At 42.6% G+C, this 21,081-nt stretch carries 20 protein-coding genes; 17 read left to right on the top strand and 3 right to left on the bottom strand.

The features are described 5' to 3' along the window. Positions 1–7: 7 nt before the first annotated feature. The 4 genes from FE394_RS10190 (at position 8) to FE394_RS10175 (ending at position 2,477) form a co-directional block, all read left to right on the top strand. Positions 8–559, top strand: a complete 552-nt coding sequence (locus tag FE394_RS10190; protein WP_319926282.1) for an elongation factor P hydroxylase — start codon at positions 8–10, stop codon at positions 557–559. Positions 560–580: 21 nt separating this feature from the next. Next, positions 581–856 (top strand): YfcL family protein, encoded by a 276-nt coding sequence (locus FE394_RS10185; RefSeq protein WP_319926281.1) that lies wholly within the window; start codon positions 581–583, stop codon positions 854–856. 447 nt (positions 857–1,303) lie between these two features. Further along, positions 1,304–1,867: a hypothetical protein gene (locus tag FE394_RS10180; protein WP_319926280.1), complete on the top strand. Its 564-nt coding sequence runs from the start codon at positions 1,304–1,306 to the stop codon at positions 1,865–1,867. Between the two features lie 82 nt (positions 1,868–1,949). Then, on the top strand, positions 1,950–2,477 hold the full coding sequence (locus FE394_RS10175; RefSeq protein ID WP_319926279.1) for a GNAT family N-acetyltransferase: 528 nt from the start codon (positions 1,950–1,952) through the stop codon (positions 2,475–2,477). A gap of 151 nt (positions 2,478–2,628) precedes the next feature. Here FE394_RS10175 and mnmC read toward each other — a convergent pair whose 3' ends face one another. After that, complete coding sequence (gene mnmC, locus FE394_RS10170) at positions 2,629–4,680, bottom strand: bifunctional tRNA (5-methylaminomethyl-2-thiouridine)(34)-methyltransferase MnmC2/FAD-dependent 5-carboxymethylaminomethyl-2-thiouridine(34) oxidoreductase MnmC1 (protein ID WP_319926278.1); 2,052 nt, start codon at positions 4,678–4,680, stop codon at positions 2,629–2,631. 204 nt (positions 4,681–4,884) lie between these two features. Here mnmC and fabB point away from each other — a divergent pair, with 204 nt between their 5' ends. Beyond that, positions 4,885–6,099, top strand: coding sequence for a beta-ketoacyl-ACP synthase I (fabB, locus tag FE394_RS10165; protein ID WP_319926277.1), 1,215 nt, complete (start codon positions 4,885–4,887; stop codon positions 6,097–6,099). A gap of 50 nt (positions 6,100–6,149) precedes the next feature. On the opposite strand, the gene FE394_RS10160 is transcribed toward fabB, so the two are convergent. Beyond that, positions 6,150–7,121 carry a tripartite tricarboxylate transporter substrate binding protein gene (locus FE394_RS10160; RefSeq protein ID WP_319926276.1) on the bottom strand — a complete coding sequence of 324 codons (972 nt, stop codon included), beginning with the start codon at positions 7,119–7,121 and terminating at the stop codon, positions 6,150–6,152. Between the two features lie 1,280 nt (positions 7,122–8,401). On the opposite strand from FE394_RS10160, the gene tctD reads away from it, so the two are divergent. Both tctD and FE394_RS10150 read left to right on the top strand, forming a co-directional pair. Next, on the top strand, positions 8,402–9,070 hold the full coding sequence (gene tctD, locus FE394_RS10155; RefSeq protein ID WP_319926275.1) for a transcriptional regulator TctD: 669 nt from the start codon (positions 8,402–8,404) through the stop codon (positions 9,068–9,070). Beyond that, a complete protein-coding gene (locus FE394_RS10150; RefSeq protein ID WP_319926274.1) occupies positions 9,067–10,500 on the top strand; it encodes a sensor histidine kinase in 1,434 nt (477 codons plus the stop codon). The genes tctD and FE394_RS10150 overlap by 4 nt, the downstream gene beginning before the upstream one ends. Here the strand turns inward: FE394_RS10150 and FE394_RS10145 are convergent. Then, complete coding sequence (locus FE394_RS10145; RefSeq protein WP_319926273.1) at positions 10,438–11,352, bottom strand: DMT family transporter; 915 nt, start codon at positions 11,350–11,352, stop codon at positions 10,438–10,440. The genes FE394_RS10150 and FE394_RS10145 overlap by 63 nt on opposite strands. Positions 11,353–11,511: 159 nt before the next feature. Here FE394_RS10145 and FE394_RS10140 point away from each other — a divergent pair, with 159 nt between their 5' ends. The 10 genes from FE394_RS10140 to purF all read left to right on the top strand — a co-directional run bounded on the left by FE394_RS10140 (position 11,512) and on the right by purF (position 20,984). Then, positions 11,512–11,646 carry a hypothetical protein gene (locus tag FE394_RS10140; RefSeq protein WP_319926272.1) on the top strand — a complete coding sequence of 45 codons (135 nt, stop codon included), beginning with the start codon at positions 11,512–11,514 and terminating at the stop codon, positions 11,644–11,646. A 117-nt stretch (positions 11,647–11,763) separates the two neighbouring features. After that, entirely contained in the window at positions 11,764–12,915 is a 1,152-nt protein-coding gene (gene pdxB / locus FE394_RS10135) for a 4-phosphoerythronate dehydrogenase PdxB (protein WP_319926271.1), read from the top strand. A gap of 54 nt (positions 12,916–12,969) precedes the next feature. After that, positions 12,970–13,980: an aspartate-semialdehyde dehydrogenase gene (locus FE394_RS10130; protein ID WP_319926270.1), complete on the top strand. Its 1,011-nt coding sequence runs from the start codon at positions 12,970–12,972 to the stop codon at positions 13,978–13,980. Beyond that, entirely contained in the window at positions 13,980–14,828 is an 849-nt protein-coding gene (gene truA, locus FE394_RS10125) for a tRNA pseudouridine(38-40) synthase TruA (protein WP_319926269.1), read from the top strand. The genes FE394_RS10130 and truA overlap by 1 nt, the downstream gene beginning before the upstream one ends. A gap of 75 nt (positions 14,829–14,903) precedes the next feature. Next, positions 14,904–15,605, top strand: coding sequence for a DedA family protein (locus FE394_RS10120; RefSeq protein ID WP_419836327.1), 702 nt, complete (start codon positions 14,904–14,906; stop codon positions 15,603–15,605). Positions 15,606–15,821: 216 nt separating this feature from the next. Further along, on the top strand, positions 15,822–16,775 hold the full coding sequence (accD, locus tag FE394_RS10115) for an acetyl-CoA carboxylase, carboxyltransferase subunit beta (protein WP_319926268.1): 954 nt from the start codon (positions 15,822–15,824) through the stop codon (positions 16,773–16,775). Beyond that, complete coding sequence (folC, locus tag FE394_RS10110) at positions 16,768–18,066, top strand: bifunctional tetrahydrofolate synthase/dihydrofolate synthase (RefSeq protein WP_319926267.1); 1,299 nt, start codon at positions 16,768–16,770, stop codon at positions 18,064–18,066. The genes accD and folC overlap by 8 nt, the downstream gene beginning before the upstream one ends. Continuing rightward, a complete protein-coding gene (gene dedD, locus FE394_RS10105; RefSeq protein ID WP_319926266.1) occupies positions 18,056–18,793 on the top strand; it encodes a cell division protein DedD in 738 nt (245 codons plus the stop codon). The genes folC and dedD overlap by 11 nt, the downstream gene beginning before the upstream one ends. A 152-nt stretch (positions 18,794–18,945) precedes the next feature. Next, positions 18,946–19,434 carry a colicin V production protein gene (cvpA, locus tag FE394_RS10100; RefSeq protein ID WP_319926265.1) on the top strand — a complete coding sequence of 163 codons (489 nt, stop codon included), beginning with the start codon at positions 18,946–18,948 and terminating at the stop codon, positions 19,432–19,434. A 32-nt stretch (positions 19,435–19,466) separates the two neighbouring features. Next, positions 19,467–20,984 carry an amidophosphoribosyltransferase gene (gene purF, locus FE394_RS10095; RefSeq protein WP_319926264.1) on the top strand — a complete coding sequence of 506 codons (1,518 nt, stop codon included), beginning with the start codon at positions 19,467–19,469 and terminating at the stop codon, positions 20,982–20,984. Positions 20,985–21,081: the final 97 nt, after the last annotated feature.

Raw genomic sequence — 21,081 nt, 5'->3', positions numbered from 1 at the left:
TTAATACATGACTGCACATCATTATCATCAACTGATTGAAATTTTTGATAATTGCTTTAGCGATGACTGTAACACCCGTTTAATAAAAGGTGATGATGAGCCGATTTATCTGCCCGCAGATAATGACGTGAGCTATAACCGAATTGTATTTGCCCACGGTTTCTATGCCAGTGGGTTGCATGAAATTTCGCATTGGTGCATTGCGGGTAAAGAGCGCCGTAAACGGGTTGATTTTGGTTACTGGTACTGTCCTGACGGGCGTGATGCTCAAACACAAGGTGAGTTTGAAAAAGTGGAAATCAAGCCGCAGTCGTTGGAATGGTTATTCTGTGTTGCAGCCGATTTTCCCTTCAACGTCAGTTGTGACAATCTCGAAGGCGACTTTGAGCCGGATCGTCTTGCTTTTCATCGCAAAGTGCATGAGCAAGTTATGCAATATCTTGAAAATGGAATCCCTACGCGCGCAGCGCGCTTTATTCAGGGACTGCAATCGTTTTACAATACGCCCCCACTAAAAGCAGAACATTTTCCTTACCCGGAAGATCCTTTTGCTAATTGAAATAGATTTTGAGGAAAAATAATGCTCGCAGAGTTTGAAACACGCATTCTGGCGCAAATTGATGACATGGTTGAACATGCCAGTGATGATGAATTATTTGCTGGTGGATATCTCCGCGGGCATCTGACATTGGCTGTTGCTGAGCTGGAACAAGAAGGTGCTAATACTGCCGAACAGCTTCACCAGCGTGTTGAAGAGAGCGTTCATAAAGCAATCAAGGCAGGAGAGTTGACTCCGCCGGATCAGGTACTGGTTTTGGCAACTTGGCAAAAATTGCTGGACAGCGCGAAATCTTAATCAAATAATGCAAAAGACTCGCTTAGGGCTATTTATATAGCCCTTTTTTCTTGTCTTGAATAGAGCTATCACATTTTCACAATTACAAAAAAATACTTAGAATAAATAGTGAGAATTCTAATTTCATTGATTTTTTTATAGTGATATGAAGTACAGTGATGTGGCTTTAGAATTGAGTCGAAATATACTTTTGGTGAGGCGTGATTTAATCATATTATTAGTTGAACTCCTGATGATTTAAATAAGTAGTGATGTTAAAGTCTGAATAACAATGCGGTGGAAAAGAAGAGGTTTTATCTAATTAGGTAACTAATATATGTAAATAGTCGACTAATTAGCCAGGGGAGAGATTATAAGTAAATTAGTAAGGAGAGTAGGGTATTAACAGAATAGATAAACTCATTTTGATAAGTTTAAACTGAAAAAGGATACTTCAGGAGAACCTCTATGAAACCGGAAAGCAGCTTTTCTCAAAATAATTATAGATATCATACTGAAAATAATAAAATAAACTTGTTATCGAAGTCGATAAATTTTGATTACTTAAACTTTTTTGGGAGAAAAACAATGAATACAATATTAGAGAAAAGAGTTGAAAACCTGGAATCAGATGTTACACAAATAAAAACAGATATTGCGGTCATAAAATCAAACTATGCGACAAAAGCAGATGTTGAGGCTATTCATACGTTGATTCACAAAGAAATATCTTCTGTACGTGGCGATGTGTCGTTGTTGAGCCATGAAATGATATCTGTACGTAGTGATATATCATCAATGAAGGGTGATATATTATCATTGAAGGGGGATGTATCATCATTGAAGAGTGATATATCATCAATGAAGGGTGATATATTATCATTGAAGGAGGATGTATCATCATTGAAGAGTGGAATGGCATCTATCAGTAAGGAGTTATCCGATAAAGTCGTTTCTCAAACAAAATGGATGGTGACAATAATGTTTGGTGTTTCTGGTGTGATTATTGCTTCCATGAGATTTATGCTTTGAGTCTTCAATGGAGCAAGTAAAAGCATTAAGATCTTTTTATTTTAATAAAAGAATTAAAATGGAGTAGTTATTAAGGTAAATTATGCTTTCTATTCAATTAACACAAAAATCAGATGCTAACCTGTTACCAGCAGTAGAACATTCCGCCGCGCAATTATTTCTATTTATACCTGAATTAGCTTGGATAGCGGGTGCTCATGTGCAAACCGAGCAGCAACATCTGGATTATATCTCGCAAGGTAATAGCTGGGTTGCCCTTAGCGAAGACTCTCAGCCCATTGGTTTTATTTTAGTTAAGCCACTGGACGATGCGCTACATATTATGGAACTTTCAGTACATGAAGATTGGCAGAGGAGGGGTATAGGCAAGGCATTGATTGAAAAAGTCATTCAAGTTGCGGAGCAACGTCATCTTAAAGCAGTTACATTGACAACATTTCGTCAGGTTAACTGGAATGCTCCTTTTTATCACCGATTGGGATTTAATATCTTAGACTCTCAGCAGATTACTGAAGGATTGCAGCAAATTTTAAAAAATGAAATTGATTATGGATTTGCGGAAGAGCAGCGCTGCGCAATGAAACGTCTAATTATTGAACCCGGACATTGAATCTGAGGTATTTAATTTGAGGTATTTAATTTGAGGTATTGAATTTGGGGTATTGTGCTGATCTATGACAATGGAAACTCTGGAATTTGCATCAGGCATGAAGTTTTCTACCTGATGCGTTTCTATATTTAATGCAGAAGAATAAATTGTTTTAAGATTTTTCAGTTCTAACGGCCTTGCCGCGTAACAGTTTTCTCACCCAAAAGCGATTTGGATGTAAAGCGGCTAATGTTTCATCATCAAGTGGTAATGCTTCCCCAAAAATCTGACTCGCCAATAATTCAGCACTCAAAGGTGCGGAGCATAAACCACGTGAACCTAACGCCCCCAAAACAAATAAATCAGGGTAACAAGGGGATTCTTCAATAGCCTCATCAGTATTTATCTTTTGGGGCAAATCGGCATATTTCTTCATAATCTCGCTGAGAATTGGAGCGTTTCCGACCATCGGCATATGATCCCGAATAGCACATCGTATACCCTGACGGGATTTTTCTTCCGAAATATCAACTTCCTGTACCCAATCGACATCAGGAAAACATCTCAACAGACGCTCACGGTTTTCTTGTTGCTCGGCAGGAGAGTATTTTGTATCCAGTTGTTGGCGTTGATAACTGGCGCCGATACAGTGGTATTGATTATTGGGATTAACGGGTGTCATGTAGCCATCGTAACACAGAACATTTTTCAGTTGGCTGAGTTTGTTTGTGGTTGGAATATGGCTTACCTGGCCGCGTACAGCGGTGACTGGCAATTTCTTAGTTTGTTCAAATTGCGTTAAACAATGACCATTGGCAATAATAACAACGTTATGGTTTTTGTGTTGTAGGTTTTCTTGATGTTCAATCTGTAACTGCCAGCCATTTTCACCTTGAATTAGCTGCGTGACTTTATGATTGAAATAGACTTGCATTCCACGCTGTTCAGCAAGTTCAATGGCTGTCTGAGTTAATTGTGCAGGGTATAACCATCCTCCTTGTGGGTAGTGAATACCATGATAATTTACGTCCAATCCACTCACCTGACTCAATTGTTGTCTATCCATGCCAAGCGCAACTTCTTCCGGCCAGAATGTTTGAAGCATCTTGTCAATTTTTCTGCCGCTTTTTTCATCGTAAGCGAGCTGGCTGACTCCACTCCATTGATGGTCAAACAATACATTTTCATTCAGCAATTGATCATACTGGCGACGGGCAAAAGTAAATGCGGATGTGAAGAATCGTTCTAATGGATTGTTTTGACCATTCAGCAAGGGATAAAGAGCACCTTGTTGATTGCCCGATGCATTCTGAGCGGCTTTTTCGTCCTGACAATACAACGTGACTTTTGCACCACGGCGCCATAACGCAAATGCGGTCAGTGCACTGGCAATACCACCACCGATGATGGCTATATCATTGGTATCGGACGCTGTTTGTCGGGCAAACCATGGCGTGTGAGATGAAGAGGAAACAGGACTGGCTGATGGAGATAAAATACCTGTCAGCATTTCCCTTTTGCGTCCGAACCCTTTAATTTTTGAAACCGTAAAGCCAGCTTCCTGTAATCCTCTACGGACTATACCGGCAGATGTAAAGGTCGCAAATGTACCTTCAGGGCGACAGAATTTCGCCATTGCAGCGAACAACTGTTCGCTCCACATTTGTGGATTTTTAGATGGGGCAAAACCATCTAAAAACCAAGCATCAATTTTTCCAGTCAGGCTTGACGTTATCTTCGGTAATAGATCATTTACATCTCCAAACCAAAGATCCAGTGTGATTGCGCCATTATCAAGAATTAGCCTATGGCAGCCAGCCAGAGGTGAAGGCCATTGCTGACATAATTGCTCAGAAAACGCCTGAAGTTCAGGCCAACGTTGGTGTGCAGTTTTCAGGTCTGCTGGTTTTAATGGATATTTTTCAAAACTGATGTAATGGAGTCGTTTTAACGATGCCTCAGGATATTTTTTTCTGAAAAGAAAAAAGGATTGCCAAAGAGTCAGGAAATTCAAACCAGTACCAAAACCGGTTTCTGCAATAACGCAATCTGAACGGCTATGCGTGCTAAAACGTTGCGGGAAATTATTACCTTTCAAAAATACATATAGAGTTTCTTCCAAGCCATCTTGATTTGAAAAATAAACATCATCAAACTGCTCTGAAATGGGAGTGCCCTGTTCATTCCAGCTTAGGGTAGCACTGCTGATAGCACTGTTTTTCACAATAATGCCTGTACTGTTGATGAGAATAATATGGAGATTTTAACGGTCTTCATTTGGTTGCACCACCCACGAAAAAGCTTCTGAGGGGAGTTCAGGTCAATTTATTCGTAAATTTTTAACCTGATCGGACTTGTTCGGCGTACAAGTGTACGCTAAAGTGCGGGGGAAAAAGTCCCGCAGGTAAACATATTGATGAGGTAAGCAATGAAACGTGCAGTGATCACTGGTCTGGGTATTATTTCCAGTATTGGTAATAACCAGAAAGAGGTGTTGGAATCTCTGAAAGAAGGCCGTTCCGGGATAACTTTCTCAGAAAAATTTAAAGAAATGGGAATGCGTAGCCACGTTTGGGGCGACGTAAAGCTGGACATATCTGGTTTGATCGACCGCAAAATCCAACGTTTTATGAGTGACGCATCTATTTATGCTTATCTGGCAATGGATGAGGCGATTAAAGATTCAGGCCTCACTGATGAACAAGTTTCTAATTTTCGGAGTGGGCTAGTTGTTGGTTCAGGAGGCGGTTCTCCATATAACCAAGTTGCGGGTTCAGATGGAATGCGTTCCCGTGGGTTGCGTGGCGTCGGGCCTTATATGGTTACGCGTGCGATGGCTTCTGGTGTATCAGCTTGCTTAGCAACACCTTTTAAAATAAAAGGCGTCAACTATTCCATCAGTTCTGCTTGCTCAACTTCAGCACACTGTATCGGCCATGCTGTTGAGTTAATCCAACTCGGTAAGCAGGATGTTATTTTTGCAGGTGGTGGCGAAGAATTAAGTTGGGAAATGGCTTGTGAATTCGATGCAATGGGAGCACTTTCCACTAAATATAATGAAACACCAGAACGCGCTTCCCGTACTTATGATCAAAATCGCGATGGTTTCGTGATTGCTGGTGGTGGCGGTATTGTCGTTGTTGAAGAGTTAGAACACGCACTGGCTCGTGGCGCACATATTTATGCTGAAATCATTGGTTATGGCGCAAATTCAGATGGCGCAGATATGGTAGCGCCTTCAGGGGAAGGTGCTGTGCGCTGTATGAAGATGGCGTTAGAGAGTATTGAAGGTGATGTGGATTACATCAATACCCACGGAACGTCAACACCAATTGGTGACTTGAAAGAATTGGAAGCCATCAGAGAAGTTTTCGGTGACAATACACCTGCTATTTCTGCCACTAAAGCAATGACCGGGCATTCATTGGGCGCAGCCGGTGCTCATGAAGCGATTTACAGCTTGCTGATGTTGGAACATGGCATTATTGCTCCAAGTATCAATATTGAAGATTTAGATGAAAAAGCGTTGGGTATGAATATTATCACTGAACCTACCGAACGCGAGCTAAGAACAGTCATGTCCAATAGCTTCGGGTTCGGCGGTACAAATGCATCCCTGGTGATGCGCAAATATTCAGACTGATTTTTTATACTGCAAGCCAATTCACTTATTAAGTGGATTGGTTTTTATTTTTATTTTGTTAAGTCAAAAGATTTTGCTAGTTCATGATATTGAAGCACTTGCTTTTTTACATAGTCATCCAATTCCTTTCCTGTCATGTTGAATTCAAACAATCCTCGCATTTCACGCTGTTTTTTGAATATGTCTGTCCTTTGTAATTTATTAAATGTATCTACCCACCATTGGTATTGCTCATTAGAGACGTTTGGTCCCATATATAAACCGCGAATGACTGGCCAAACGAGGTTATAACCCTGCTCTTTTGCAGTTGGGATATTAGCTAAATTTCCACCTAGACGTTTTTCGGAATAGATAGCAAGAATTCTAATTTTACCATTAGTAATATAGGGGAAAGTTTCACTTAGTTCCCAAGATACTGCCTGAACATGATTATTTAGCAGCGCTATAATCGGTTCACCGCCCCCTTCAAACGCAACATAACGTATTTTTTGTGGCTTAATTCCTACTTCTCTGGCTAGTAGTGCTGTTTTCATCCAATCCTGACTACCAATGGATGCACTGGCACCGAATACTATGCTTTCAGGATTTTTCTTGAATGCATCCATTAAGTCTTTTAGTGTCTTATAAGGTGAATCAGCACGTACGGCAATCATGCCATAATCTGTTCCTACACTAGCTAGCCAACGTACATCATTTACGCCATAACGACCAAATTTTCCTTGAGCAAGATTTAACAGAGATCCTCCTGAAAATGCAACAATAGTGCCGGGTTCAGCAGGTCGTAGAGCAATTATGGTATTATAGGTGGCAGCACCAATTCCTCCTGGCATGAAAGTTACACTCATTGGAGAATTAATTGCTTTAGTATCCAATAAGGTAACTTGAACTAATTTACAGGTTAAATCAAATCCACCGCTAGGTCTTGCTGGGGCAATACACTCCGTTTTTTCAGGAAAATAGGCATCTGAAATATTGGTAAAAAAAAGTAAAGTTGCAGCGGTTAGAGTTTTGATCGATTTCATTTTATTTTTCTCATGGCACCAGTAAAAAATTGTTCAGACAATCTTCTGGGATATACTATTAATAACTGTGAAATCTTTCATTTACCTTTCATTGGCTTAAAAAAATATCTAGATGTGATCTGGATCTACTAAATTTAATAATGTTTGGTATTATATTTTAAAAAATAATTTTTGTTCTATTGATAGTTTACTCTTTGTGAATATAGGATTATTAAATTATTTTTTAATTTAATAATTGTCATTTAAAAAATATTATTAATAATTAATAAGAGTAATAAAATGCATATGTATAATATTAAGTGTTAAATTTTTTAAATGGGAAGATTTTTCATTTGTGATTTGATAGTCATCACAAAAAATAATTAAAACTATCCGTACAGAAAGATGGATGTTAAAAGACGATAATAATTCCAGAAGTTGACGCAAAATCGTGGAGCTCCCGACACCCACAACATGCATTATAATTTGCTTCAAACGAGACTCTCAGGCATACCCGAACTCGCACTATTCTTCTGCTATCCACGACCATTGCTTATTGACTTCGAGGATGAACTGGATGGTGTGTCTACTAAGTGTCGTTGATAGTGGAATTGTTGCCACATTTCGGAGAATGAATTTTAAATATTTTCATGATTGTTCCAATAGACAATTTCAGTACTTATGTGGTGTCACAGATGTCGGAGTTGTTCATCCCATAATCACAATTAACTCTTGACTTGCAGGCGCAGTAGCCATAATTACAGTTGAAAAATCCTGTGACAGACATAGCAGTGGTAACGAACTTCCTTTACCATGTTATTTGATTTCTTCTGATTTGTGACAATAATGACAGAGAACGTCAACTTGAGTCCTGTTTCATCAGGGATGACGGTGGGAATTTATCACAGAAAATAACTTTTAAATACATGAATGATTTTTTTATAAATTTTCCCCTACTATATAAATATTAATTTCTGGATGATATTTTTAAGTACTCATGATATTTATTCTATAATATGTATCAGTTATTTTAGGGGAGGAATGTGTAACATAATAAATTTAGGAGATATAAATATAATTAAGTTACTAGATAAGATTATTTTCAATGAATTAATTTTCTGTGTGACTTTTCTGTTAGCTTATACATAATCATGTTATCTAAATATCGCGGCTATGTAATTAATCTTCATTGTTTTTTAGGATTGTTTTTAACAGAGAGATTAAATATAAGTTCTAAATAGGCTCATTCCTTCGATAATATGACTTACTTATTATCATCAATATATGGGGATATTTTTAATATGCGTCTCTTATTAGTTGAAGATCATCCTGATTTATCTCACTGGCTACAGAAGGCATTGAGCAATTCTGGATTTGTACTTGATCTGGCTGAGGATGGCATTGCGGCAGACCAGCTTTTGCAGACAGAAAATTATGCCTTACTGATTTTGGATGTTGCTTTGCCTCGATTGGACGGGATCTCCTTGCTATTACGGCTGCGAAAGCGGGGGCAAAATTTACCTGTCTTACTACTGACAGCGAAAACAAATGTGACAGATCGCGTGAAAGGATTAAATTCAGGTGCTGATGATTACTTAACCAAGCCTTTTGATTTTCAGGAGTTAGAGGCTCGCGTACGAGCGCTATTGCGACGTGGTTCGGGTATTCAGCAAGAAACGCTGAAATTCGGTTCATTGTCTTATGAAGACGAAGGTTATTTCTTATTGGATAATGTACCGTTGGCACTGACGCCCAGAGAATTATCAGTTTTAACCACATTATTTCAGCGTAGAGGACGACCTGTTTCGAAACAGCAACTGTTTGAGCAGGTATTTTCTCTGTCAGATGATGCAAATCTACAAAGCATAGAATTGTATGTGCATAGATTACGGAAAAAATTACTCAACAGTGATGTGGGAATAGAAACATTACGTGGCTTGGGGTATCGGCTGGGGCGGCAGGAATCATGAAGTTTTTCAAAATACCACGGTCATTATTCCATCAATTATTACTGTTCTTTGGTGTCCCGTTATTATTGCTCGGTTGCGCTTCTGTTTATAGCCAATATACCAATGTGGAAAATTCCGCAACACAGGCTTATGATCGTACATTGCTTGCATCAGCCAGAACGGTGACTGAGCGCCTGATCGTTCGGGATAATCATTTGATCGTTGATGTCCCCTATGTTGTCTTGGACAGTTTTGAACGCAATACCAATGATCGCTTGTACTATCAAGTAATCTCACCGGAAGGTAAGACAATTTCGGGTTATGATGACCTCCCTTTAATACCGCAACATATCCAGCGTTCACCCTTGTATACGGCATTGGCATATTTTTATGATGCGGAATATCGGGGACAACCGATACGTGTGGTAGCAATGTACCAGCCCGTCAATGAAGGCGGCATTATGGGAATGGCGCTGATATTGGTAGCTGAAACGGTGATTTCCCGTCAAGACATAGCTCAGCAATTTTTGCTCTCTTCCTTGGTAAATCAGGGGGCGGTGGTCTTATTGACTCTGCTTCTTGCTTATATCTTACTTAAGCAGCTACTTAAACCATTGCGAAAACTTTCCGGCATTATGCTCTGTCGCTCGGCGAATGATCTCACACCTTTGCCGGATATTTTGCCGTGGTCTGAACTTTCCCCACTACTTCAGGCTTTCAACCGATATATCGGACGTTTGAAATTAATGGTTGGGCGTCAGGAACGATTCAGCGCAGATGCATCCCATCAGCTCAGGACACCTTTAGCTGTACTGAAAACACAGGTTGCTGTGGCACATCGTGAACAAGATCCAAATCAGCGAGAAAAAATTCTGACAGCGATTAACAAAAGTCTGGATAACATGATTTCACTGGCGGATCGCTTATTGCAGTTATCCCAACTTAAAGTACATGAAAAGGAGGCGATACAAAATTATCAGCCAGTCAATATTGTCGAACTATTGCAGCAAGCTTGTTTTTCCCGTTTACAACAAGCAGACAGCAAAAATATTGATTTGGGCTATGAAGGGGAAGCGTGTTTATGGATTAAAGGTGAACCCTTATTGCTGGCGGAAATGTGCGCCAATTTGCTGGACAATGCCATCAAATATACTCCTCAAATGGGTATTGTGACAGGCAGAGTGCACATAACCCCGGACAAAAAATATTGTTACCTTGAAGTTGATGATTCGGGGCCGGGGATCGCACAAGACAATATTGACCAATCACTGATGGCGTTTAATCGTCTGGATAACGCCGCAGGGCTGGAGGGGACTGGATTAGGGCTGACTATCGTCAAAGAAATCAGCCTGTATCACGGTGCCGCTCTCCAGCTTTTGCCTAGTGAGTTACTGGGAGGATTGCTGGTTCGAATTATATTTCGGTTTTCTGCGAGTGAGCGGGATGCGTAACTGTTGTGCAATTATTACGCCAACCAGTACGATACCGCCTCCGATGATATGGTAGCTGTGCATTTTTTCATGGAGAACCAAAATAGCGATGATTGCAGTAAATACGGGTGCCAAATTCATAAAAATAGACGTCATGTTTGCGCCGATACGAATCACACCCTGTATCCACAGATAGGGCGCAATAATTGAGGCGGGAATGCCTGCGAATAGCACAAGGGAAATATTATCGGACGTTATGTGAACGTTATCCGTCATCAGGAAATTAGGCAGAAGCAGCAAAACGCCGAAGGCAATTTGTACATAGAGTGATTGCCAGTTGGGTAATGTAATTGCCCAGCGTTTTGTTAATACACCGTAAAAGGCGTAAGAAGCCGCTGCGATAAACATCATTATTTCTCCGATACCCAAACCATGTTGCAATAAGGAGGCGGGTTCTCCTTTGCTGACCAGCCACACAAGGCCGAACAAAGAAAGTACCGTACCTAAGGTGATGCCGATTGTAGGGGTAGTTCGCAAGGCAAAAATGCTGAGAATGACAGTCAATAATGGAATCAATGAAGTGAAAATCCCTATTATCGTCGCACTGACAGTATGGGCTGCATAGTATGCCAGACTTTGGTTAAGCACCATGCCCAGACAACTGAGAGTTAATAACTTCCACCAATACCGGGCAACTGTTTTCCGCTGTTTCAGGATTGGCAATAAGACAAACGGAGTCAAAGCCAGGAAAGCAATAAACCAGCGATAGAAAGCAATGGAAGCGGGTTCAATTACGGTGCTGGCCGCTTTGCTGACAACGGCATTGATTGACCAGATTAATACGGCAATAAGAGGAAATAGTAAGTTCTTCATTGTGCTCAATTTTTTCGATAAGTAAATTGGTTATCTAGTTAATCTAGTTTAGCAATGACCGATTTAATATATATATTGTTAATCAGCCAACAGATGTGGAAATTAAGACAAGATATATACCCTTATTTATTACATGCCATAAAAATCGCGGGAGAAAAAATGACCAAAAAGGCAGAGATGAATCAAAAAGTGTTTCAACCAGCGCTACTCGATACACTCTCTTTCCGTGATGAAATATTGGATGCGGAGACAGAGTGTACTCTACATGCTCATTCTTTCGGGCAATTAATTTAGAAAGGTAGAAAGGTAGAAAGTGAACGGTAGAAAGTGAAAGATGAAGGGTATTAGGTTTTATGCAGATAAAGTGGCAGAATAGCGGGTCACGCCCATTTAAGCCGTTGGATGAGAAAAGTGAAAATTCTGGTTGATGAAAATATGCCTTATGCTGAACAACTCTTTCAGCAATTAGGTGAAGTACAGGCAATTCCGGGGCGTCCGGTGCCAGAGGGTGTTTTGGAACATGCGAAAGCCTTTATGGTGCGTTCTGTCACTAAAGTTAATGAATCTTTATTGCAGGGCAGTTCAGTGAAATTTGTAGGTACTGCTACTGCGGGAATGGATCATGTCGATCAAAAATGGCTGTCGCAAGCTGGAATTGGTTTTTCTGCCGCACCCGGATGCAATGCGATCGCTGTAGTTGAGTATGTATTTTCTGCACTGATGTTATTGGCTGAACAAGATCAGTTTCAACTCAAAGATAAAACGGTCGGTATTATCGGTGTTGGCAATGTCGGGGGGCGTTTGGCTGAGCGGCTGGCGGCTCTGGGCGTGAAAACTTTACTGTGCGATCCCCCTCGTGCTGATCGTGGTGATGAAGGTGAATTCTGGCCTTTAGACAAATTAGTCAAGGAAGCGGATATTCTGACTTTCCATACACCACTTAACCCGTCAGGCCCTTACCAGACTTATCATCTGGCAGATGCCGAATTACTTTCTGCATTACCGGACAACCGAATTTTGATTAATGCCAGCCGTGGTGAAGTGGTTGATAATCAAGCATTACTTTCTATTCTGCAATGTGGGAAAAAAAGCGGGGAAAAACGCGGAAAAAAATTACGTGTTGTGCTTGATGTTTGGGAACCAGAACCTAACCTTTCATTACCCCTGCTGGATTTGGTTGATATTGGTACACCCCACATTGCGGGTTATACCTTGGAAGGCAAGGCACGGGGCACTACTCAGGTTTTTGAGGCTTATTGTGAGTTCTTGGGGCAACCGCGCAAAACGGAATTGTCCGAACTACTGCCTGCGTCTGATTTCAGCCAAATTATCGTACAGGGTGAAGTGACAGAAAGCATACTGAAGCGCTTGATACATTTAGTGTATGATGTGCGCCGTGATGATGCACCTTTACGTCAGGTCGCGGGTCAGGAGGGCGCTTTTGATCGGTTACGCAAAGAGTATCCAGAACGCCGCGAGTGGTCTTCCTTGACGGTATATTGTGACTCAGAGAAAAGTGCTCAATTACTATCGCGAATTGGGTTTAATGCAAAATTGATTTAATGCAGACAGGGTTCCCTGTCTGCCAGCAAAATAAAAGAAGTGGAGAAAACCAACATGTCTGAAGGTTGGAATATTGCGCTCTTGGGTGCAACGGGCGCAGTAGGTGAAGCGATATTGGCGTTATTACAGGATCGCCAATTTCCGGTTGGTGAACTACATCTTCTGGCCAGTGAACAGAATGCTGGAAAAATCCTGCGTTTTAATGGCAAAAACATCACTGTCCGTGATGCTGAAGAATTTGACTGGTCACAAGTGCAACTCGCTTTTTTTGCCGTGACAATGGAAGCAACGGCACAATATATTGAAAAGGCAACAGAATCGGGTTGTCTGGTAATTGACAGTAGCGGCCTGTTTGCGGCGGAACCAGATGTACCTTTGGTTGTTCCGAGTGTTAACCCTCATGCGTTGGCTGAATATCGTAACCGCAACATTGTTGCTGTGGCGGACAGCTCAACAAGTCAGGTTTTAACTGCCATCAAGCCATTGATCGAGGCGGCTGGTATTGCCCGCTTACAACTGACCAATATATTGCCTGTTTCCGTACACGGTAAAGCGGCAATTGACGAACTGGCTGGTCAGTGTGCCCGTTTATTGAATGGAATTCCACCAGAAGAAGGCCGTTTCAGCAAACAATTAGCTTTCAATTTATTGCCTTTATTGCCTGATGTTGAAGGGATTGTGTGTGAAGAACGCCGTATTGTCGACCAAGTCCGCAAGATATTGCAGGATGAAGGATTACCTGTTTCCGTAAGCTGTGTCCAATCTTCCGTATTCTATGGCATTGCGCAAATGGTGAATTTGGAAACACTGCGTCCGGTCGGAATAGAAGAAGCTCGTGGGGAACTTGAACGTCTTGAAGAAATTCGGGTCTCAGAAGAGGGTGATTATCCCACTCAGGTAACGGATGCCTCAGGCAATGATGGTTTGAGCATTGGCTGCCTGCGTAATGATTACGGTATGCCAGAAATGCTACAGTTCTGGTCAGTTGCCGATAATGTTCGTTTTGGCGGCGCATTGATGGCGGTGGAAATCGCAGAAAAACTGATGCAGGAGCAATTTTACTGATGTCTGATACAGCGCTGAGCCAGCCTGTGCCAGAGGTGAAAAAAGTGAAAATTGCACTGGGAATCGAGTATGACGGCAGCCGGTATTATGGTTGGCAGCGTCAGCAAGAAGTGAAAAGCGTACAGGAATGTCTGGAAAACGCCCTGTCGAAAGTCGCAAATGAGCCGATTGTGGTTTTCTGTGCCGGCAGGACTGATGCAGGAGTACATGCGACCGGGCAGGTCGTGCATTTTGAAACCTCGGCACAACGTAAAGATGCTGCATGGACGATGGGTGTTAATACTCATTTGCCGTCAAACATTGCAGTGCGTTGGGTCACAACAGTGGACAATGAATTCCATGCCCGTTTCAGTGCAACAGCCCGCCGTTATCGCTATGTGATTTTCAACCATCGCTATCGCCCAGCGATATTGGCGAAGGGTGTCACGCATTTTCATTATCCGTTGGATGAGAAAAAAATGCATGAAGCGGCACAAAGCTTACTGGGAGAAAACGACTTTACTTCTTTCAGAGCGGTGCAATGCCAGTCCAATTCACCGTGGCGCAATATGATGCACATTAATGTCAGCCGGCATGGGCATTACATTATTGTGGACATTAAGGCAAATGCCTTTGTGCATCACATGGTACGTAATATCGTTGGTAGTCTGCTGGAAATTGGCTGTGGTAATCAGGGGATCGACTGGATGGCTGAGCTACTGGCACTGAAAGACAGGACAAAAGCGGCGGCAACGGCCAAAGCGGAAGGATTGTATTTGGTATCGGTGGACTATCCTGTTCACTTCGGTTTACCTGAACCAATAATGGGGCCACTGTTTTTAGAAAACGATCTCGTTTTTAGAGAATGATTCAGTTTTTGATAAATAATTTAATCTGACATATTCAAAATATGACAGGGATGTTAGGGCATAACGAGGAATATTATGGAGTTTTTAACTCATTTTATTGATTTTGCGAAGTTCATTGTCGATTTTATTTTACATATAGATGCTCATTTGGCTGAATTGGTTGCCAGTTATGGTGATTGGGTATATGGCATCTTATTCCTGATCATATTTTGTGAAACAGGATTAGTGGTTACGCCATTTTTGCCGGGAGATTCCCTGCTGTTTGTGGCGGGAGCACTTTCTGCGTTAGGTTCTAATGATCTTAATGTACATATTATGGTCATCCTGATGATTACTGCTGCGATTATCGGTGATGCAATAAACTATACCATTGGGCGAATTTTTGGTGAGAAACTATTTACCAACCCAAATTCAAAAATTTTCCGACGCAGTTATTTAGATAAAACCCATGAGTTTTATGAAAAACATGGTGGAAAAGCCATAATTTTGGCTCGATTTGTACCAATTATTAGAACGTTCGCACCGTTTGTAGCAGGAATGGGGAAAATGTCCTATCGCCACTTTGCTGCTTATAATGTCATCGGTGCATTTATCTGGGTGCTATTATTCACTTATGCTGGTTATTTATTCGGTGATATGCCCATCATCCAACAGAATCTGAAGTTATTGATTGTGGCAATAATCTTTATTTCTATTCTGCCGGGTATCATTGAAATTTGGCGTCATCGCCGTGCTGCATCGAAAAAAGCAACAGGTAGTGCAGCAGATAGTGAGTAAATAACCGTTAACAGGTTTGAGCAGTTTTTTATCCACACTGCAATGGCATTGTGGTTTAATGGCACGTAAAACAAAAGTTGGTCTCTATCCGATAGACTTCAGGCAGTAGCCTGAAAGATATACCCAATGGATTTCAAGATGCAGTCAACAAAGCGGCTACCTGAAAGACGATGGGTATAAAATGGATAGGCCAGATTCAGACGGAAAGGTTCATTAATGAGCTGGATTGAAAAGATTCTAAATAAAAGCAAAATTATGCAGACCCGCAAGGCAAGTATACCTGAAGGGGTTTGGACAAAATGCGACAGTTGTGGTCAAGTACTTTATCGTGCTGAATTAGAGCGTAATCTTGAAGTGTGTCCGAAATGTGACCACCATATGCGCATTTCAGCCCGCCAGAGACTGGCCACATTTTTGGATGAAGGCACCGGCACGGAATTAGGTAGTGAGCTGGAACCTAAAGATATTCTGAAGTTCCGCGATACCAAAAAATACAAAGATCGTTTAGTTGCCGCCCAGAAGCAGACGCAGGAAAAAGATGCGTTGATCGTGATGAAAGGCACATTGCATGAGATGCCCGTAGTCGCTGGTGCATTTGAGTTTAGTTTTATCGGCGGTTCAATGGGTTCTGTGGTCGGTGCGCGTTTTGTCCGTGCCGTTGAACAGGCTTTGGAAGACAACTGTCCGTTTATCTGTTTTGCTTCCAGTGGCGGTGCGCGTATGCAGGAAGGGCTGATGTCATTGATGCAGATGGCAAAAACCAGTGCGGCACTAGCCAAGATGCAAGATCGTCGCTTGCCTTATATCTGTATCCTGACTCATCCGACAATGGGTGGCGTTACGGCGAGTATGGGAATGCTCGGTGATATCAATATCGCTGAACCTAAGGCTTTGATTGGCTTTGCTGGCCCTCGCGTAATAGAGCAGACCGTGCGTGAAAAATTGCCGGCAGGCTTCCAGCGCAGTGAATTCCTGCTGGAGAAAGGCGCAATAGACATGATTGTACATCGTCTGGAAATGCGTGAGAAAGTCGCCAACCTGGTTGCAATGTTGACAAATCAACCGCAATCGGGAACAAGCACAAAAGCAGAACCAGTAACAGAAATTGTTGTTGAACCTGCTGATGTCGAAGCTGACCTAAACATCAATATTAATAAAGAAGATGTCTGATACTTTGCAAACTCCTAAAGCCACGTCGTCACTGATGACGTGGCTTTCTTATCTCAATAACCTGCACACCAAAGCCATTGATATGGGGCTTGAGCGTGTGGGAAAACTCGGTAGCCAATTAGGTTTATTGAATCCGGCACCTAAAGTCATCACGGTATCAGGTACTAATGGCAAGGGGACAACTTGCCATGCCCTTGAATCTATTTTCCTGGCCGCAGGGCTTAAGGTTGGCGTGTATAGCTCCCCACATTTGGTACGCTATACCGAAAGAGTGCGCATTCAGGGTAAAGAACCAACAGAGCAGGATTTCTGCCGTGTCTTTGCGGATATCGAAACCCGGCGTGGTGATATTTCATTGACCTATTTCGAATATGGCACATTGGCGGCGTTGCAGCTTTTTAAAGAAGCCGATCTTGATGTTGTGATCCTCGAAGTCGGTTTGGGCGGGCGTCTGGATGCTACTAACATCGTAGATGCGGATATTGCCGCTATCACCAGCATTGCTCTGGATCATACGGATTGGCTTGGAAATGATCGTGAGCATATTGGTCGTGAAAAAGCCGGCATTTTCCGTCGTGGGCGATTTGCGGTAGTGGGTGAACCCGATATGCCACTCTCGATTGCTGAAGTTGCTGATGAATTAGGGGCTAAACTCTTCCGTCGTGGTGCTGATTGGCATTTCTCACTGGATGAAAATAGCTGGAATTGGTTAACCGGAGATCAGCAATTCAATGGATTGCCCGTACCCAATCTGCCTCTGGCAAATGCAGCGACGGCGATGGGAGTCATTCACTGCTTGCTGCAACAGAATGACAACGTCAGTCGAGCCATTGATGCACAAGCGATCCACACAGGATTGATAAATGCCCAATTACCGGGACGCTTCCAGATTATCCGGGAAACTCCACGGGTCATTTTAGATGTGGCTCATAACCCTCATGCTGCGGGTTATTTGATACAGAAACTGGCAGAATTGCCCCGTTCACCAGACAGTAAAATTCGTGGTGTAGTTGGTATGCTGGAAGACAAGGATATAGCGGGAACGCTGGCCTGTCTTTCCCAACAGATTGACGAATGGTATTGCGCATCATTGCATGAACAGCGTGGAGCAAAAGCAGAGGTATTGGCCGGGCATCTTACACAATCCCGAATATTTGCAGAAGTGGAACCCGCATGGCAGCAGGCAATGGAAGATGCATCAGCCCAAGATATTATTGTGGTTTGCGGTTCTTTCCATACAGTCGCTCATGTCATGGAGGCACTGGAGGAGGAGAAGGAACGTGGCAAGTAAATTTCAGAATCGCTTGGTTGGAGCCATTGTTCTTGTAGCATTGGGAGTGATTGTTCTGCCCATAATATTTGACGGCGATAAGAAATATAACGAAGACCAGTTTGCTTCTATTCCACTGGTGCCAAAACCGGGAGATGAAGAGGATATCGATTCGATTTCGCCCCTGACACAAAACATGCCATCTACACCACCGGAAGGCGCGGCGGAAGCAATGCAAACACAAGAACAGGAACAACAGCGGTTAGATACAGAAGATATGCTGTCCGGCTCGTTATCCACAGAAACTGAGCCGGTGGCTGAGTCTCCTGTAGCTGTTCCTCCTGTAACTGTTTCTCCTGTAACTACGGCTAAAGATCCAAAAGTTACGGTCAAACCTGAGTCACCCCCTCAGCAGAAAGTGGAAACCAAGCCACAGGCTAAGCTTGAGTCTCGCCCTGAAAGCAATTCGGAAACTAAATCTAAATCGAAGCCAGTCGAACAGGCTCCGCAAGCTACGGCATATGTTGTCCAACTTGGCGCATTGAAAAATGCGGATAAAGTGAATGAAATAGTGGCGAGATTGCGTCTTTCCGGGCATCAGGTGTACACAATTCCATCTTCTCCGGTACAGGGACAATTGACACGGATTTATGTGGGTCCTAACGCATCAAGGCGGGCTCTTGAATCCATTTTGACCGAATTGAAGGATATAACAGGATTACAGGGCCAAATAAAAAATTATAAATAATCATTGGATTGCTATTTCACGGGGAGCAAAAACTTCCCGTAAAGATATAAAAAATTATTTTCGATAGAGTGATAAATCTATTACGCAAACGTTTTCGTTTTCTGTTAGAATGCGCCCGACTTGAATGCCGGGGCCTATTTTTGGATTGAAATATGGTCTGGATTGATTATACGATTATCGCCATCATTGGTTTCTCGGCACTGGTTAGCCTGATCCGTGGTTTTGTTCGCGAAGCGCTTTCCTTGATAACTTGGGGTTGTGCTTTCTTTGTCGCAAGCCGCTTTTATACTTATCTGGCGGTATATTTTACCCGCCTTGAAGATGAACTGGTGCGTAATGGGATAGCGATTGCCATCTTATTCCTTGCAACACTGATTGTTGGCGCAGTAGTAAACTATGTAATTGGTTCACTTGTTCAGCGAACTGGCCTGTCAGGTACTGATCGGGTTCTGGGGATTTGCTTTGGGGCGTTGCGCGGTGTATTGATTGTGTCTGCCATTCTGTTTGTTGCAGATTCTTTCACGCCACTTCCCAAAAGTCAGGACTGGCAACAGTCACAACTGATCCCACAGTTCAGTCAAATCATCAGGTGGTTTTTTGACTACCTGCAAAGTGCGTCGAGTTTCCTGCCGGAGAGATAATCCTCTCCGCTTGGCTGATGAGGAAAGACTACATGTGCGGTATTGTCGGTATCGCCGGTTTTACACCGGTTAACCAGTCGATTTATGATGCATTAACGGTGCTTCAGCACCGTGGACAAGATGCAGCAGGCATTGCGACTATTGATGGTAACAATGGATTCCGTTTACGTAAGGCCAATGGTTTGGTCAAAGATGTGTTTGAGACGCGACACATGCTACGTTTGCGGGGAACAATCGGGATAGGGCATGTCCGTTATCCAACAGCGGGCAGCTCTAGCGCATCTGAAGCGCAACCTTTTTATGTGAATTCTCCTTTTGGTATCACGCTAGCGCATAATGGCAATCTGACAAACGCACATGAATTGAAAAAAATGCTGTTTGAAAATGCTCGCCGTCATGTCAACACCACCTCAGATTCTGAAATTCTGCTGAATATTTTTGCTAATGAATTAACCCAATTCCCTAATTTTCCATTGGAGCCTGACGCTATTTTCGCGGCAGTAGCGGAAACGCACAGAAAAATACGGGGTGCTTATGCTTGCGTTGCCATGATTATCGGGCATGGCTTGGTGGCTTTTCGTGATCCACATGGCATCCGGCCGCTGGTATTGGGCAAGCGCACGTTGGAAGATGGCCGCCATGAATATATGGTGGCATCAGAAAGCGTCGCATTGGATACACTGGGCTTTGAATTCCTGCGTGATGTGGCTTCCGGAGAAGCAATTTACATCACTGAACAGGGGCAGCTGTTCACTCGCCAGTGCTCAGAAACCCCATCATTGACACCCTGCCTGTTCGAATTTGTCTATTTTGCCCGTCCTGATTCCTTTATTGATAAAATTTCGGTATATAACGCGCGGTTGCGGATGGGTAAAAAGTTAGGTGAAAAAATTGCCTGTGAGTGGGAAGACTTGCATATTGACGTCGTTATCCCCATACCGGAAACATCTTGTGACATCGCACTGGAAATAGCCCACATACTGGATAAGCCTTATCGTCAGGGATTTGTCAAAAACCGCTATGTAGGACGCACCTTTATTATGCCGGGACAGCAAGAGCGCCGTAAATCGGTACGCCGTAAGCTAAATGCCAATCGTGCTGAATTCCGCGGTAAAAATGTCTTGCTGGTAGATGATTCGATTGTGCGCGGCACAACCTCAGAGCAGATTGTCGAACTGGCGCGTGAAGCGGGAGCCAAGAAAGTTTACTTTGCCTCAGCAGCACCGGAAGTCCGTTTCCCGAATGTTTATGGGATTGATATGCCGAATGCCAACGAACTGATTGCCCACGGTAGGGAAGTCGATGAAATTCGCCAGCTCATTGGTGCTGATGCGCTGATATACCAAGATCTCCAAGATCTTGTTCAGGCTGTACGGGAAGAAAATCCGGATATTGAAAAATTTGAATGCTCCGTGTTTGATGGCATCTATGTGACGAAAGACATTGACCAGATTTATCTCGATTATCTGGAAAATTTGCGCAAGGATGATGCCTTGAAAGTACGAGGACAGGGCGAAATTGAGAATCTGGAGATATATAATGAAGGGTAATATTTTTATTATCTTTTAGGGCCTGTTGACGTTTTGTGTTTATAACTCACTCAACTGATACCACGTTGTTGCAGAGTTGTTGCAGATGGGTTTGGCG

The sequence above is a fragment of the Xenorhabdus littoralis genome, from assembly GCF_033949345.1.
Classification (GTDB): Bacteria; Pseudomonadota; Gammaproteobacteria; order Enterobacterales; family Enterobacteriaceae; genus Xenorhabdus; species Xenorhabdus littoralis.
This window is presented reverse-complemented; position numbering and strand designations above follow the sequence as displayed.

What these genes read in the sequence shown, in the direction of transcription:
- tctD (WP_319926275.1), top strand. Translation starts at nt 8,402, where the DNA reads ATGCGTCTCTTATTAGTTGAAGATCATCCTGATTTATCTCACTGGCTA.
- FE394_RS10150 (WP_319926274.1), top strand. Translation starts at nt 9,067, where the DNA reads ATGAAGTTTTTCAAAATACCACGGTCATTATTCCATCAATTATTACTG.
- cvpA (WP_319926265.1), top strand. Translation starts at nt 18,946, where the DNA reads ATGGTCTGGATTGATTATACGATTATCGCCATCATTGGTTTCTCGGCA.
- FE394_RS10190 (WP_319926282.1), top strand. Translation starts at nt 8, where the DNA reads ATGACTGCACATCATTATCATCAACTGATTGAAATTTTTGATAATTGC.
- FE394_RS10175 (WP_319926279.1), top strand. Translation starts at nt 1,950, where the DNA reads ATGCTTTCTATTCAATTAACACAAAAATCAGATGCTAACCTGTTACCA.
- purF (WP_319926264.1), top strand. Translation starts at nt 19,467, where the DNA reads ATGTGCGGTATTGTCGGTATCGCCGGTTTTACACCGGTTAACCAGTCG.
- FE394_RS10160 (WP_319926276.1), bottom strand. Translation starts at nt 7,121, where the DNA reads ATGAAATCGATCAAAACTCTAACCGCTGCAACTTTACTTTTTTTTACC.
- FE394_RS10140 (WP_319926272.1), top strand. Translation starts at nt 11,512, where the DNA reads ATGACCAAAAAGGCAGAGATGAATCAAAAAGTGTTTCAACCAGCGCTA.
- FE394_RS10120 (WP_419836327.1), top strand. Translation starts at nt 14,904, where the DNA reads ATGGAGTTTTTAACTCATTTTATTGATTTTGCGAAGTTCATTGTCGAT.
- FE394_RS10180 (WP_319926280.1), top strand. Translation starts at nt 1,304, where the DNA reads ATGAAACCGGAAAGCAGCTTTTCTCAAAATAATTATAGATATCATACT.
- accD (WP_319926268.1), top strand. Translation starts at nt 15,822, where the DNA reads ATGAGCTGGATTGAAAAGATTCTAAATAAAAGCAAAATTATGCAGACC.
- fabB (WP_319926277.1), top strand. Translation starts at nt 4,885, where the DNA reads ATGAAACGTGCAGTGATCACTGGTCTGGGTATTATTTCCAGTATTGGT.
- FE394_RS10185 (WP_319926281.1), top strand. Translation starts at nt 581, where the DNA reads ATGCTCGCAGAGTTTGAAACACGCATTCTGGCGCAAATTGATGACATG.
- truA (WP_319926269.1), top strand. Translation starts at nt 13,980, where the DNA reads ATGTCTGATACAGCGCTGAGCCAGCCTGTGCCAGAGGTGAAAAAAGTG.
- folC (WP_319926267.1), top strand. Translation starts at nt 16,768, where the DNA reads ATGTCTGATACTTTGCAAACTCCTAAAGCCACGTCGTCACTGATGACG.
- FE394_RS10130 (WP_319926270.1), top strand. Translation starts at nt 12,970, where the DNA reads ATGTCTGAAGGTTGGAATATTGCGCTCTTGGGTGCAACGGGCGCAGTA.
- FE394_RS10145 (WP_319926273.1), bottom strand. Translation starts at nt 11,352, where the DNA reads ATGAAGAACTTACTATTTCCTCTTATTGCCGTATTAATCTGGTCAATC.